Here is a 13,665-nt window from a genome sequence, read left to right as displayed (position 1 = left end):
AATGGCGCGCCCGACGCTCACCTATCGCAAACCGCAACTGGGGCGCGACTACTGGGTCATGGACAACATCCTGCCGAACGCGCAGGAAGTGGCCCGGCGCTGCTTCGCGCGCGAGGACTGGGAACTGGGCGCGCCGCATCGCCCCGAGCCGTGGCCCGGCATGCGCAGCAAGGGCGCGCTGCTGCCGGACGAACTGGCGCAGGTGGAAGCCTGGGTCAGGAAAGTCACCGGCGCCAAGAAGCTGTGGCAGGAAGCCACGCCGCAAGGCAGCACCCTCAATCACAACTACGTGCAGCTGGTGGGCGGGATCGAATCCGGTCCGCGTCCGCACACCGATTCGCTCAAGCTGTGCCGCTACGCGGCGGTGATCTACCTGTCGCCCGATCCGCTGCCGGCGGCCGGCACCTCGTTCTACCGCCTGCGCTACCCGGACGGCACGCTGGGCGGCAATTACTGCAGCCCGCCGCACGCCAACCTGCGCGAGGCGCTGGGCGTGACCAGCCTGCCGCCGCAGGCTTGGCAGGAAGACCAGCGCGTCGACAACCAGTTCAACCGCATCCTGCTGTACCGCGCCAACCTGGTGCACTCGGCCAGCAGCTACTTCGGCTGCGACCACGACGACAAACGCATGACCGCCGTGTTCTTCTGGATGGCCTGAGCCCTTACTGGGTGACGATCTTCGACAAGACTGTGAACGCCGCGCCGGTCTGGTTCTGCTCCAGCAGGATGGTCAGCTCGGTGTAGGTGCAGATCATGTTGACCAGGTTGATCTTGTCCCACGCCAGCTGCTTGAGGATGGCGTGATAGATGCCCGGCGTGCGGCTGGTGTCCGGGTTCAGGTGCAGCGTCACCGCGTTCAGGTTGTCCTGGCGCGCCAGCAGCCGTTCGCCGGCAAACACCTCCTCCACCATCGCCGTCAGCACGCGGCTGCAAATGACCATCACCTCGTTGACGCCGCGCGTGACCGTGACGAAGGCGCCGCGCATCGGCTCCGCCTTCGACAGCAGCTGGCGATGGCATTCGTTGATGCTGTCCGAATAGCGGTAGGTGTACTCGGTCAGCTCGGTGCGGGTGGTCAGCTCGCCGGTCTTCTGCGCCAGCGCGAGCGGCTGGTTGCTGGCCTCCGGCAGGCGCTCGGCCACGCGCCGCAGCGCCATCACCACCGCCGCCTGGCCGACCGGCTTCCACATGTCGCTTTCGAGCTGCGGCTGCAACTGGCGCGCCAGCTCCGACAAATTGATCAAATTGCGCCGCAAGCCCTCCGTGAGGAAGGACGACTCCATGACGATGCGTTCTACTTTGGTTGCAATCGACAGCATACAAGCTCCCCTGTCCGCGCGCCGGCGGACAAAAACTCTACTGAACTGCAGGCGCTGCGCCAGGCGGCGCGCCTTGGTAGGCGCCCGCGCGGCGACGCAATCCCGCTGCCGGCGCCTCGGATGGAGGCGCGGCGGCAGTCAGGGTGCGGCAAGCGGTGATGATTGGAGGGCGATGCTAGGCCGGTGGCGGCGCCGTTGTGTGGGCGGCGCGCAGTGCGCGGGCGGAACTGACGTTATGCGTTGGGTGTGCGGTCATTTTCTTCTTCCTGTGGTTCCCGTTGCGCTTGTTACCAAGGGTCGTGCCCTGCGCTTTTTATATGCCAGTCACGAACCATAATCCGAGCTGGCATCAACTAGTTTAATTCGCAATATTAGAACTCTGCAACCATGATTTGCTGAAAATTTGTGCATTGTGTTGCGTAGCCACCGAAAATAGAGGGCCGCACCTAGTTCGTTGTTGATATAAGACAAACTCGGCCAATCGTGCGCATTCATGCGGCTTACATCTGGTATGGAGGCCGCCGCCAGGCCCGGTTTTTCCGCCCGCCGGAGTGTCTCATTTCGGACATTTCTTTCTTCCTTGACTATTTTTCCAAGTTTTTTGACTTCGTGATCTCGACAGGAATAGTGTCGCCCCTACTCGCCGTTTTAGCCGCAAAAAAACGCTGTCAGGCCAACCGCCGATGCAGCGTCGGGAACGCCGAGTTGGCCACTATCCCGGCCAAGGCCGCACCTAGCGAAAACACATAGACCCCATGGAGAAGAGATGAATTTACGTAAGACCCTACTTGCTGCATCCATCGTCGCAGCATTGCCGATGATGGCTTCCAACGCAGCGCAAGCGGCGGCACAGCTGATGTCCGCGCCAGTGGCCCAGGCCTCTCCACAAGAGAGCGCAGGACTGGTGGCCAAGCTCACCGCGCTGGACAACCAGCGCGGCCTGTCCGCCGACCATAGCTTCCGCATCGCCAGCCAGCACCCCGGCGTCGTCGGCGAGAAAATCACCCGCGCCAACCACACCTTCAAGGGCCTGCGCGTGTTCGGTTCGGAATCGGTGGTAGTGACCAACAACGCCGGCGACATCGTCAGCGAGTCCGTGTCCGACCGCCGCGCCGCGCTGGGCGCCCCCGCCGCCTCGAACGGCCGTTCGGCCGCCGCCGCCCCGACCGACTGGAATCCGACGCTGAGCGCCAGCGACGCCATCGCGCTGGTGGTCAAGGCCGTCGCGCCGAGCGGCACCCACCGCTGGGCGCCGAACGCCGAGCTGCTGATCTACCCGGTGATGAAGTCGGTGCGCGTGGCCTCGGCCCTGAACAAGTCCGAAGCATCGCTCAACGCCGTGGACCTGGAAGACGTGGTCGACCACTATGAGCTGGCCTACTTCGTGCAGACCCGCATGGCCGACAAAGGCAAGGTGGTGTACTTCGACACCATGGTCAACGCCAAGACCGGCGCCGTGATCTCGCAGTGGAAAGCGCTGCAGACCGTGGTCGGCACCGGCAACAGCCAGTACAACGGCGTGGTGCCGATCCAGACCACGCTGTCGGGCAGCACCTACAAAATGCTCGACTCCACCCGCGGCACCGGCGGCACCTACGGCGGCATGGCGATCACCGACGCCGCCCACAGCTCGGCCAACAGCCCGAACGCCGGCAGCATCTACACCAACAGCACCAACACCTGGGGCGACGGCAAGCAGTACATCAACGGCGGCAGCGACACCAACGCCAACGGCCAGACCGCCGCGGTCAACGCGCTGTGGGGCTTGATGAACACCTACGACGGCCTGAAAAACGTGCTGGGCTGGCAGTCGCTGGACGGTAACAACACCGCCACCTACATCGCCGCCCACGTCGACAACTCCTACGACAACGCCTTCTACGACGACGGTTGCAAGTGCATGTACATCGGCGACGGCTCGAGCTTCTACAGCCTCGGTTCGATCGACGTGATCGGCCACGAGATGTCGCACGGCGTCACCGCCTCGACCTCCAACCTGACCTACTCCGGCGAGTCGGGCGGCTTGAACGAGTCGAACTCGGACATCGGCGGCGAGATGATCGAAGCCTACGCCCGCAACGGCGGCACCGGCAACGTGATCCCGGCCACCGGCAACGACTGGATGATGGGCAAGGAGATCAGCAAATCCGGCCAGCCGCTGCGCTGGATGTACAAGCCTAGCAAGGACGGCAGCAGCCCGGACGCCTGGAGCAGCACGCTGAAAAACCTGGACGTGCACTACACCAGCGGCCCTAACAACCGCATGTTCTACTTCCTGTCGCAAGGCTCGAACTCCAGCTCGACCAGCGACTACTACTCGAAATACCTGGTCAAGAGCCCGGCCGCGATGACCGGTATCGGCAACGACAAAGCGTTCCGCATCTGGTTCAAGGCGAACACCACCAAGTTCACCTCGTCGACCAACTACGCCGACGCCCGCACCAAGGTGCTGGCCGCAGCGACCGAGCTGTATGGCGCGGGCTCGAAAGAAGCCATCGCCGTGCAGCGCGCCTACGCGGCGATCAACGTCGGCGCCGACATCGACGAAACCGGCGCAGTCGGCGGCGTGTCGATTTCGACCCAGCCGTCCAACGTCAGCGTGGCAGCCGGCGCCACCGCCTCGTTCAGCGTGGGCGCCACCGGCGGCACCTCGCCGTACACCTACAAGTGGTACCGCAACGGCGCCGTCATCACTGGCGCCACCTCGGCCACCTACTCGCTGACGGCGCAGACGGCCGACAACGGCGCGGTGTTCAACGCCGTGGTCAGCGACTCGTCGTCGCCGGCCCAAACCGCCACCTCGGGCAACGCCACGCTGACCGTCGGCTCCACCGGCGGCACCACCGAGCGCGTGACCAACGGCGGCTTCGAGTCGGGCGTCACCGGCTGGAGCGGCACCACCGGCGTGATCGGCAACTACAGCGGCCAGACCGCCTACGAAGGCACCAAGTTCGCCTGGCTGGGTGGTAACGGCACGACCGCGTCGGAAACCATCACCCAGGCGGTGACGATTCCTTCGACCGTGACCTCGGCCACGCTGACCTTCGCGCTGCACATCGACACCGCTGAAACGGGCAGCACCGCCTACGACAAGCTGGTGGTGACCGTGAAGAACAGCGCCGGTTCGGTGCTGGGCACCCTGGCCACGTACTCGAACGTGAATGCGGCCAGCGGCTACCAGGTCCGCACCTTCAACATGAGCGCGTACAAAGGCCAGACCGTCACGCTGTCGTTCGCCATGACGGAAGACTCGTCGCTGCAAACGTCGTTCGTGGTGGACAAGGTCAGCCTGATCACCCAGTAAGTGTGATACCCAGCCCCGCCTGACCCGACGGGGTTGTATTTGCCGGGGCGGCAGCCCATCGCCGCCCGGTTTTTTTTCACCTGATTGAATAAGAAGGCGTTTCAAAATGGGCGTGGCGAGGCGCGGCGACGAAGACAGTGCGCCTGCACGGCAAGGAGCCGCAACGAAGCCACGGTCATTTTGAAACGTCTTCCAAGTAAGGCAGTACGCATGCGATGCAGTACCATCTCCAAGTGCAGGGTGGGCCGTCCGGCCCGCAAACCATAGCGATCGACGCTGCCAGCGAGGCGGACGCGATCCGGCAGGCGGCGCGCAACGGGTGGCGCGTGCTGGCCATCGGCAGTACCGAATCCACTGGTGCGGGGGCGCGTGCGCCCGCGCGCCTCAGCAAGCAGCCCTTCCCGCTGCTGCAATTCAGCCAGGAGCTACTGGCCCTGCTGGAAGCGGGCCTGAACCTGAGCGAAGCCACCGCCACCTTGCTCAACAAGGAAACCCGCGGCGGCGCGCGCGCCACGCTGGCCGCGATCCAGCGCTCGCTGCAACAGGGGAAAAGCTTCTCCGACACCCTGGCCGACTTCCCGGCCGTCTTCCCCGACCTGTATGTCGCCACCGTGCACGCGGCCGAGCGCTCGGGCAATCTGCCGGAGGCGCTGGCGCGCTTCGTCGGCTACCAGCTGCAGTTCGACGCCATCCGCAAGAAGCTGGTCTCGGCCGCCATCTATCCGGCCATGCTGCTGGTGGTCGGCACGCTGGTCACGCTGTTCTTGATGGGCTACGTGGTGCCCAAGTTCAGCGTGGTGTACGAAAGCTCGGGCCGCGAAATCCCGTGGGCCTCGCAGATGCTGCTGTCCTTCGGCCAGACGCTGGCCGCGCATCCGTGGCTGAGCGCCGGCGCGCTGGGCGGCGTGGTGCTGGGTGTGGTGTTCGGCCTCGGTAACGCCGCCATGCGCCGGAAGCTGGTGCTCGCCGTGCTGCGGCTGCCGGTGCTGTCGGCCAAGGCCGCCGAATTCCGCCTGGCGCGCTTCTACCGCGCGCTGTCGCTGCTGCTGCACGCCGGCATACCGCTGTCGAAGGCGCTGGCGATGACCAACGCCATGCTGCTGCCGGAGCAGCAGGTGCAGCTGGTGCAGACGCGCCGCGCGGTGGAACAGGGACTGCCGTTTTCCACCGCGCTGGAACAGAACGCGCTGGCCACGCCGGTGGCGCAGTCGCTGCTCAAGGTCGGCGAGAACACGGGCCGCCTGGGCGACATGCTGGAACGCTCGGCCAAGTTCCACGACGAGGAATTCGCGCGCTGGGTGGACTGGGCCTCGCGCCTGCTGGAACCTGTCTTGATGACGCTGATCGGCGTGGTGATCGGCGGCGTTGTCGTATTGATGTACATGCCGATCTTCGAATTGGCGGGGAGTCTGTCATGAACGCACGCGAACCGGCTGTCCTCAGCCCCGAGATGCTGCACAGCGCGCGCGCCGCCGCGATGGCGCAAGGCCGTCCAACCATGGCGCTGCTGCAGGAAAGCTCCGGCCTGACGCCGGAGGAATTGACCCGCCAGCTGGCCAACCTGTTCTGCTATCCGGCCTGGCCGATGAGCAAACTGCAAGCCGCGCGGCCGGCCTTCGACCTGCTGTCCTACACCGACTGCGCACAGCGCGACTGCGTGCTGCTGCGCGATGAAGGTAATACCGACGCAGCGCCGGTACTCGTCATCGGCAACCCGTTTGCCGAGGATACCCTGCAGTGGGCCGACTACGCCATCGGCTGCGCCTACAGCGTGGCGCTGGCCCATCCCGACGACCTGACCGCCTACCTGGTGCAGCAGGAGAGCGTGCAGCAGGCCATGCAGGACATGATGGAAGACGGCAGCCACGGCGAGCTGGCGGACCTGGACCAGACCATCGAGGACATCTCGCTGATACGCATCAGCGAAGACAGCAGCCCGGTGGTCAAGCTGGTCAACTCCACCATCTACGACGCGCTGAAGTTCCAGGCCAGCGACATCCACCTGGAATGCGACGCCGCCAGCCTGGTCATCAAGTACCGCGTGGACGGGGTGCTGGTGCAGGCCGGCACCGTGCAGGGCCTGCAGATGGCCGAGCAGATCATCTCGCGCATCAAGGTGCTGGCGGAGCTGGACATCGCCGAGCGCCGCGTGCCGCAGGACGGCCGCTTCAAGGTGCGCGTCAAAGGCAGCGAGATCGACTTCCGCGTCTCCATCATGCCCAACATCTTCGGCGAGGACGCGGTGCTGCGCCTGCTGGACCGGCGCGCGCTGACCGAGGCCGCCGCCGCGCTGCGGCTGGAGAGCTTGGGCCTGAACGACGACGCCATCGTGCAGATCCGCCGCCTGGCCGCCAAGCCGCACGGCATGCTGCTGGTGACCGGGCCGACCGGCTCCGGCAAGACCACCACGCTGTACGCCGCCATCACCGAGATCAACACGGGCCGCGACAAGATCGTCACCATCGAAGACCCGGTGGAATACCGGCTGCCGCGCGTGCTGCAGATTCCCGTCAACGAGAAGAAGGGCCTGACCTTCGCGCGCGGGCTGCGCTCCATCCTGCGCCACGACCCGGACAAGATCATGATCGGCGAGATCCGCGATGATGAAACCGCGCAGATCGCGGTGCAGGCTTCGCTGACCGGCCACCTGGTGTTCACCACCGTCCACGCCAACAATGTGTTCGACGTGGTGGGCCGCTTCCTGCACATGGGCGTGGACCCCTACAGCTTTGCGGCGGCGCTGAACGGCATCGTCGCCCAGCGGCTGCTGCGCCTGAACTGCGAGCACTGCGCGGTGGAGGTGGCGCCCGATCCGCAGGACCTGATCGACAGCGGCCTGACCGCCGACGCCGTGTGCGACTGGCGCTTCAAGGCCGGCAGCGGCTGCGGCCATTGCCGCGGCACCGGCTACAAGGGCCGCAAGGCCGTGGCCGAGGTGCTGATACTGAACGACGCCATGCGCGAGATGATCTGCACCCGCGCGCCGGTCAGCCGCATGAAGGAAGAAGCCGCGACCATGGGCTTCCGGCTGGCGCGCAGCGCCGGGCTGGATCTGGTGCGGCAGGGAGAAACGACTTTACTGGAGCTCAATCGTGTCACTTATTGAACGCCTCGCCCTGCTGGCGCCGTTGTCGCCACGCCGCCTGCGCGTGCTGCTCGCGCCGCAGCAGCTGTTGTGCGTGATCCGCCAAGGCAAGCGGCTGGTGGAAGGCAGCGCACAGCAGATCGCGGTCGATGGCGCCGGCGGCCACTGGCAGGCCAGCATCGATGCGCTGCGCGCGCTGTTGCAGCAGCCGGACATCGCGGCGGCCAGGCTGCCGCTGGAGATCAGCCTGTCGGGCCGCTGGAGCCAGCTGGTGCTGGCGCCATGGAGCGACGCGCTGCTGTCCGAGCCGTCGGCCAGCCGCTTCCTGCAAACGCAGCTGGCGGCCCTGTACGGCGACAATGCGCGCGGCTGGAGCGTGGTCGGCGACGATGCGCCCTACGGCCATACACGGCTGGTCTGCGGCGTCGACAGCACGCTGCTGCAAGCCCTGAAGGACGTCGCCGCCGAATGCGGCCATGCCTGTCGCGTGATCGAACCGCTGCTGGGCACCGCCCTGCGTGCGCAGCGAGCATCGCCAGCGAAGCGGCTGCGCAAAGGAGCGGCCGCCGCCACCGGCGCGCTGGCGCTGATCGAACCTGGCCGCATCACGATGGCGGCGCTGCGCGACAACCGCATCGTCGCCATCCAGTCGCAGCCGGCCAGCGAGGCGTGGCGGCTCGAACTGCCGCAAGCCTGGCAGCGCTGGACTTTGCGCGCGCCCGAACTGGCCGGCATCGAGCAGGTGGCCGTCACGGACCTGAGCGCATTGCAGTCGACGGTTGCGGCCACGCCGACTGCCGCCGCGCTGCATCTCGTCCCCAGCGCATTGCCCTCGCGCTTCCACCTGAGCTCCAATCCGTTCGGCGAACACGCCGTCATTGCAGCTGCCACGACGCGGCAACCGCCTGCGGTATCTCCAGAGGTGGCGGCATGACGCACCTGAACTTCCTGCCCCGCGCCACGCAGCCCACCGGCTGGCGCCTTGCCTTGCTGGCCGTCGGCCTGCTGATGCTGCTGCCCGCCGCCGGCAACTGGATCTCGCAACTGCAAACCGTCAAACGGCTGGAGGCGCGCTTGGACGCGCAATCGGCCGCCACGCAACCGACGCGTTTGACGCGGCCCGCGCTGGCGCCGGCGCAGCAGCACGAACTGGATCTGCAGGTGAAGGCGGTGGCCGAAGCAGTTCGCCAACTCAACCTGCCGGTGACGCGGCTGATCAAGGCCATCGTCGCACCAGCCGACGTGCGGGTGGCGCTGCTGGCCCTGGACCTCAACGGCCAACCACCACAGGACGGCGCCGACACCACCGTCCCTTCCGGCGCGCTGAAGATCGCCGCCGAAGCGGAAACCGCGCAAGACATGATCAACTACCTGGCCTTCCTCAACCAGCAACCGATGTTCCGCTCCGTGTACCTGGTCAAGCACGAGATGGCGGCCGGCGCTGGTGAGCGGCCCTACCACTTTCAGCTGGAGGCCCAATGGCGGCAATGAAATCCGGCGCGCTGCCCAAGCTGAAGCTCGCGCCCAACCTAGCACCCAGGCTGGCGTGGCAAGCCCGCCGCCTGCTGCGCCAGGCCGGTCCCGGCGCGGCGGCGGGCATCGCCTGCGCGCTGCTGGCCGTGCTGGCGCAATGGCACGCAACGCAGCTCGACCAGCGCCAGGCGGCGTTGACACGGCAGCTCAACACCGCCGCCCGCGCCGCCGCCACGCCGCATACGCCAGCGCCCACGGCCGCCGGCGGCGTCGCCGCCTTCCATGCCTACCTGCCCGCGCACGACACCATCCCCGAGCAGCTCAAGGAACTGGTGAAGGTGGCGCAGCAAAGCGGCATAGCGCTGAACAAGGCGGAGTACAAGCCTGAACTGGACGCCAAGGCCGGCTTCCTGCGCTACCGCATCACGCTGCCGGTCAAGGCCGATTACGCAAGCGTGCAGACCTTCATCATCGGCGCGCTGCAGGCGCTGCCGACGCTGACGCTCGACTCGGTCGCCTTCAAGCGCGAGCAGATCGAGTCCGGCGACATCGAGGCACGCATCCAGTTTGTACTGCTGGTGCGACAGGAGGTGCGGTGATGAGAAAGATCGTGATCGGCGCCGCCGCCGTCGCCACACTGCTGGCCGCATGGTTCGCGCCCGACCAGGACGGCGGCGTGGTCGGCCCCGCAGCCGCCACCACGCGCGAAGCCACACCGGTTCCCGCCGCGCAGCCGCCCGTGGCTGCAGCAGCCCCTCAGGCCGACGGCGTCGACCTGCAAATCCACCCGCGCGTCGCCGACGACGAGATGGGCAACGTCTTCGCCAAGCAAAGCTGGGCGCCGGAGACGCCGAAGAAAATCATGATGGACCAGGCGCAGGCGCAGGCGGCGCAGCAGGCCAGCGCGCCATCCGGCCCGCCGGCCCTGCCCTTCCAGTTCATGGGCAGCTTTACGGATGAAGGCAAGACCGCCTACTTCCTGCAAATCGACGGCCAGAACGTCGTCGCCCGTCCCGGCGAAAAAGTCAACGACAGCTATCTGCTCGACAGCGTCAGCGGCAACACGATGAACTTCATCTACCTGCCGCTCAACCAGAAACAAACCTTAGTCGTAGGGGACACCAATTGAAATCGACCGCCCACCGCCTGCACATCCTGGCCATCACGCTGTTGCTGAGCGCCTGCGCCGGCAGCCAGACCTTCAAGGAAGGCAACGCCCTGCTGGACGCAGGCCAGATCGACCAGGGCCTGGCCAAGCTGGAACAGGCCTCGCGCGACGATCCGCACAACGCCGAATACCGCATCGTGCTGCTGAACCGCCGGCTCAAACTGGTCAACGCCATGAACAACAACGGCGACATACTGCGCGCGAAAGGCCAGGCCGCCGAAGCCGGCGCGATGTACGACCGCGCACTGGCGCTGGACCCGGCCAACCAGGTGGCGCGCCAGGGCAAGGCGGCGCTGGAGCAGGATCAGCGCCAGCAGAAGGTGACGGGCGACGTCGAAGCGCTGGTGCAGCGCGGCGGCGACGCCAATCTGGCGCAAGCGCAGGAGCTGCTGCGTCCCCTGCTGGTGGAGCGCCCCAACCAGCGCGACCTGCTGCGCCTCAAGACCCTCGTCAGCGACGCCCAGACCCGCCTGCGCCCCGCTGGTGGACGGCTGGCCATGGCCTACCGCAAGCCGGTCACGCTGGAGTTCCGCGACGCCCCGCTGCGCGCCGTCTTCGATTTCATCAGCAAGGTATCGGGCCTGAACTTCGTGTTCGACCGTGACGTCGATCCCAACCTGCGCGCCACCATCTCGGTGCGCGACACCAGCATCGAGGAAGCCATCGGCATGCTGTTGAGCGCCAACCAGCTGGAACAAAGCATCACCGGCGACCGCTCGATCACCATCTACCCCAACAATCCGCAGAAGCAGAAGGACTACCAGCAGCTGCTGGTGCGCAGCTTCTTCCTGGCGAACTCCGACGTGAAGACGGTGGCGTTCTCGCTCAAGACGCTGCTCAAGGCGCGCGATATCGTCACCGATGAACGCATCGGCACCATCATCATGCGCGACACGCCGGAGATGATACGCATGGCCGAACGCATCATCGCCGTGCAGGACGTGGCCGATCCCGAAGTGATGCTGGAAGTGGAAGTGCTGGAAGTGAAGCGCTCACGCATCCAGGAGCTGGGCGTGCGCTGGCCCGACACCGTTGGCCTGACCCTGCTGGGCAGCGGCCAGTACGGCCAGCTGAACGTGGGCGACCTGCGCAAAATCACTGGCGACACCATCGGCGTGGGTTTCGGCACCGTCACCATCAACGCCAACAAGAACGACACGGACAGCAACATCCTGGCCAACCCGCGCATCCGCGTGCGCAACAAGGACAAGGCCAAGGTGCTGATCGGCGACCGCGTGCCGGTGATTACCGTCACCACCAACAACGGCGTCAGCTCAGACAGCGTGAACTACGTCGACGTTGGCCTGAAGCTGGACGTGGAACCCAATGTCTACCTCGATGACGAAGTGGCGATCAAGATCAACCTGGAGGTCAGCAGCGTGGTCAAGGAGATCGTCAGCAAATCCGGCACCCAGGCCTACCAGATCGGCACCCGCAGCGCTGCCACCGTGCTGCGCCTGAAGGACGGCGAGACCCAGGTGCTGGCGGGCCTGATCAGTGACGAGGACCGCACCACCGCCAACAAGGTGCCCGGCGTGGGCGAGCTGCCGGTGCTGAGCCGCTTGTTCGGCAGCCAGAAGGACGACTCCACCCGCAGCGAGATCGTGCTGTCGATCACGCCGCGCGTGCTGCGCTCGATCCGCCGGCCGGAATTGTCGGCTGCGGAGTTCAACTCCGGCACCGAATCCGATATCGGCGGCCGCAGTCAGATCGGCACCACGCTGGCCTCCGTGCCCGATACGGCGGCGGACATGGCGCCCACGCCGCGCGACGCCGCGCCAGCCTTGGCGCCGGTTGGTTCCTCGATGAGCGGCAGCTCGGGCATGACAGGCGGCGACACGCCGCCGGCGCCGCCCGCCAAGCCGGAACCGGTCAATCCCGTTCCCTACACGCCGCCGAAGAAAGGCCAATAGCCATGCTGCGCAAGGCCCAACGCGGTTTCACCTTCATCGAGTTGATGATTACGCTGTCCATCCTCGCCACGCTGGCGATGGTGGCGGCGCCGATGGCGCAGGTGGCGCTGCAGCGCGAAAAAGAGCACCAGCTGCGCGCCGCGCTGATCGAGATCCGCGAAGCCATCGACGCCTACAAGCGCGCCGCCGACAACGGCCGCATCAAGCTGACGATGAGCGAATCCGGTTATCCAAAAAAACTGGAGGACCTGGTCACAGGCGTGCCGGACCAGCGCAGCCCGCGCAAGCAGAATATGTACTTCCTGCGCCGCATACCGCGCGACCCGTTCGCGCCGCCCGACGGCAACGGCAACGGCTTCGCCAGCAGCGCCGCCGGTGGCGGCTGGGCCGTGCGCTCCTACGCCTCGCCGCCGGACAATCCATCCGAAGGCGAGGATGTATTCGACGTCAGCTCCCGCTCCGCCATCATGGGTCTGAACGGCATCCCCCTCAAACAATGGTGACGCCATGAGGCGCAACAAGGGATTCACACTGGTCGAACTGCTGGTGGTACTGGCGATCATTTCGCTATTGCTCACCATCGCGCTGCCGCGTTATTTCAGCTCCGTCGATAAATCGAAGGAAGTGGCGCTGAGGGAGAACCTGCAAGTTCTCCGCAGCGGCATCGACAAATACTACGCCGACCGCGGCGAGTACCCTGCGGCGCTGGCGGACCTCGTCGCGCAGCGCTACTTCCGCAAGGTGCCGTTGGATCCGGTGACGGAATCCTCCACCACCTGGCAACTGCTGCCATCGGCCGACGCCGACAAGCCCGGCGTGGCCGACATCCGCAGCGGCGCCAAAGGAAAGACCCGCGATGGCATCCCGTTCGAACAGCTCTAGGCGGCAAGGCGGCTTCGCCTATCTGTGGACACTGATGCTGGTGGCCTTCATGGGGGTCGGCCTGACCATCGCCGCCGACCTGTATGCGACTGCCATGCGACGCGACAAGGAGCGCGAGCTGCTGTTCATCGGCCACGAGTTCCGCCACGCGCTGGAGGGCTACAACAAGGCCAATGGCGCCGGCCAGTATCCGCTGACGCTGGACGAGCTACTGAAGGACCCGCGCTTCCCCAACGCCAAACGCCACCTGCGCCGGCTGTACAACGATCCGATCACCGGCAAGCCCGATTGGGCGCTGGTGCTGCAACAGGGCCGCATCGTCGGCATCCGCTCGACTTCCACCAGGCGGCCCATCAAACAGGACAACTTCGACGACGACGACGCCGGCCTGGCGAAAAAACCGCGCTACGCCGACTGGGTATTCGCCTATCCGTATGACCTGTTCATCGTGCCCCAGAATGCCGAACCCAAACGCTGAATTATTGATTTAAGACAGAACCTCCCACCGTTCCAGGATCTAG

At 66.0% G+C, this 13,665-nt stretch carries 13 protein-coding genes; 12 read left to right on the top strand and 1 reads right to left on the bottom strand.

Features of this window, described 5'->3' with window-relative positions:
- Window position 1 precedes the first annotated feature (1 nt).
- The gene (locus D0T21_RS18700; protein WP_116991694.1) at window positions 2-658 is read left to right on the top strand and encodes a DUF6445 family protein; all 657 of its coding nucleotides are present in this window, start codon (window positions 2-4) and stop codon (window positions 656-658) included.
- Between the two features lie 4 nt (window positions 659-662).
- Here D0T21_RS18700 and D0T21_RS18695 read toward each other — a convergent pair whose 3' ends face one another.
- A complete protein-coding gene (locus D0T21_RS18695; protein WP_116991697.1) occupies window positions 663-1,319 on the bottom strand; it encodes a hypothetical protein in 657 nt (218 codons plus the stop codon).
- 766 nt (window positions 1,320-2,085) lie between these two features.
- Between D0T21_RS18695 and D0T21_RS18690 the strand changes: the two genes are divergently transcribed.
- The 11 genes from D0T21_RS18690 (at window position 2,086) to D0T21_RS18640 (ending at window position 13,622) form a co-directional block, all read left to right on the top strand.
- The gene (locus tag D0T21_RS18690; RefSeq protein ID WP_116991699.1) at window positions 2,086-4,623 is read left to right on the top strand and encodes a M4 family metallopeptidase; all 2,538 of its coding nucleotides are present in this window, start codon (window positions 2,086-2,088) and stop codon (window positions 4,621-4,623) included.
- 215 nt (window positions 4,624-4,838) lie between these two features.
- Window positions 4,839-6,041 carry a type II secretion system F family protein gene (locus tag D0T21_RS18685; RefSeq protein ID WP_116991702.1) on the top strand — a complete coding sequence of 401 codons (1,203 nt, stop codon included), beginning with the start codon at window positions 4,839-4,841 and terminating at the stop codon, window positions 6,039-6,041.
- On the top strand, window positions 6,038-7,729 hold the full coding sequence (locus D0T21_RS18680; protein WP_116991704.1) for a GspE/PulE family protein: 1,692 nt from the start codon (window positions 6,038-6,040) through the stop codon (window positions 7,727-7,729). Before D0T21_RS18685 ends, D0T21_RS18680 begins: the two co-directional genes overlap by 4 nt.
- Entirely contained in the window at window positions 7,716-8,642 is a 927-nt protein-coding gene (locus D0T21_RS18675; RefSeq protein ID WP_229211542.1) for a hypothetical protein, read from the top strand. The genes D0T21_RS18680 and D0T21_RS18675 overlap by 14 nt, the downstream gene beginning before the upstream one ends.
- On the top strand, window positions 8,639-9,199 hold the full coding sequence (locus tag D0T21_RS18670; RefSeq protein ID WP_116991706.1) for a hypothetical protein: 561 nt from the start codon (window positions 8,639-8,641) through the stop codon (window positions 9,197-9,199). The genes D0T21_RS18675 and D0T21_RS18670 overlap by 4 nt, the downstream gene beginning before the upstream one ends.
- Window positions 9,187-9,780, top strand: coding sequence for a hypothetical protein (locus D0T21_RS18665; RefSeq protein ID WP_116991709.1), 594 nt, complete (start codon window positions 9,187-9,189; stop codon window positions 9,778-9,780). Before D0T21_RS18670 ends, D0T21_RS18665 begins: the two co-directional genes overlap by 13 nt.
- Window positions 9,780-10,310, top strand: coding sequence for a hypothetical protein (locus tag D0T21_RS18660; RefSeq protein WP_229211541.1), 531 nt, complete (start codon window positions 9,780-9,782; stop codon window positions 10,308-10,310). The genes D0T21_RS18665 and D0T21_RS18660 overlap by 1 nt, the downstream gene beginning before the upstream one ends.
- Complete coding sequence (locus D0T21_RS18655) at window positions 10,307-12,262, top strand: secretin and TonB N-terminal domain-containing protein (RefSeq protein ID WP_116991711.1); 1,956 nt, start codon at window positions 10,307-10,309, stop codon at window positions 12,260-12,262. Before D0T21_RS18660 ends, D0T21_RS18655 begins: the two co-directional genes overlap by 4 nt.
- A gap of 2 nt (window positions 12,263-12,264) precedes the next feature.
- Window positions 12,265-12,765, top strand: a complete 501-nt coding sequence (locus D0T21_RS18650; protein WP_116991713.1) for a type II secretion system protein — start codon at window positions 12,265-12,267, stop codon at window positions 12,763-12,765.
- Between the two features lie 4 nt (window positions 12,766-12,769).
- Window positions 12,770-13,144, top strand: coding sequence for a type II secretion system protein (locus D0T21_RS18645; RefSeq protein ID WP_116991716.1), 375 nt, complete (start codon window positions 12,770-12,772; stop codon window positions 13,142-13,144).
- Complete coding sequence (locus D0T21_RS18640) at window positions 13,119-13,622, top strand: type II secretion system protein (protein ID WP_199538531.1); 504 nt, start codon at window positions 13,119-13,121, stop codon at window positions 13,620-13,622. The genes D0T21_RS18645 and D0T21_RS18640 overlap by 26 nt, the downstream gene beginning before the upstream one ends.
- The last annotated feature ends 43 nt before the right edge of the window (window positions 13,623-13,665 follow it).

Origin of the sequence: Duganella sp. BJB476 (assembly GCF_003416895.1) — a bacterium.
In the GTDB taxonomy this organism is placed as follows: Bacteria; Pseudomonadota; Gammaproteobacteria; order Burkholderiales; family Burkholderiaceae_D; genus Rugamonas.
Note: the sequence above shows the minus strand (reverse complement) of the source record. Positions and strands in the feature narration are given on the sequence as shown.

Excerpts from the sequence above, each read along its gene's own strand:
- D0T21_RS18645 (WP_116991716.1), top strand. The coding sequence starts at position 12,770 with ATGAGGCGCAACAAGGGATTCACACTGGTCGAACTGCTGGTGGTACTG.
- D0T21_RS18665 (WP_116991709.1), top strand. The coding sequence starts at position 9,187 with ATGGCGGCAATGAAATCCGGCGCGCTGCCCAAGCTGAAGCTCGCGCCC.
- D0T21_RS18680 (WP_116991704.1), top strand. The coding sequence starts at position 6,038 with ATGAACGCACGCGAACCGGCTGTCCTCAGCCCCGAGATGCTGCACAGC.
- D0T21_RS18640 (WP_199538531.1), top strand. The coding sequence starts at position 13,119 with ATGGCATCCCGTTCGAACAGCTCTAGGCGGCAAGGCGGCTTCGCCTAT.
- D0T21_RS18670 (WP_116991706.1), top strand. The coding sequence starts at position 8,639 with ATGACGCACCTGAACTTCCTGCCCCGCGCCACGCAGCCCACCGGCTGG.
- D0T21_RS18695 (WP_116991697.1), bottom strand. The coding sequence starts at position 1,319 with ATGCTGTCGATTGCAACCAAAGTAGAACGCATCGTCATGGAGTCGTCC.
- D0T21_RS18650 (WP_116991713.1), top strand. The coding sequence starts at position 12,265 with ATGCTGCGCAAGGCCCAACGCGGTTTCACCTTCATCGAGTTGATGATT.
- D0T21_RS18700 (WP_116991694.1), top strand. The coding sequence starts at position 2 with ATGGCGCGCCCGACGCTCACCTATCGCAAACCGCAACTGGGGCGCGAC.
- D0T21_RS18690 (WP_116991699.1), top strand. The coding sequence starts at position 2,086 with ATGAATTTACGTAAGACCCTACTTGCTGCATCCATCGTCGCAGCATTG.
- D0T21_RS18660 (WP_229211541.1), top strand. The coding sequence starts at position 9,780 with ATGAGAAAGATCGTGATCGGCGCCGCCGCCGTCGCCACACTGCTGGCC.
- D0T21_RS18685 (WP_116991702.1), top strand. The coding sequence starts at position 4,839 with ATGCAGTACCATCTCCAAGTGCAGGGTGGGCCGTCCGGCCCGCAAACC.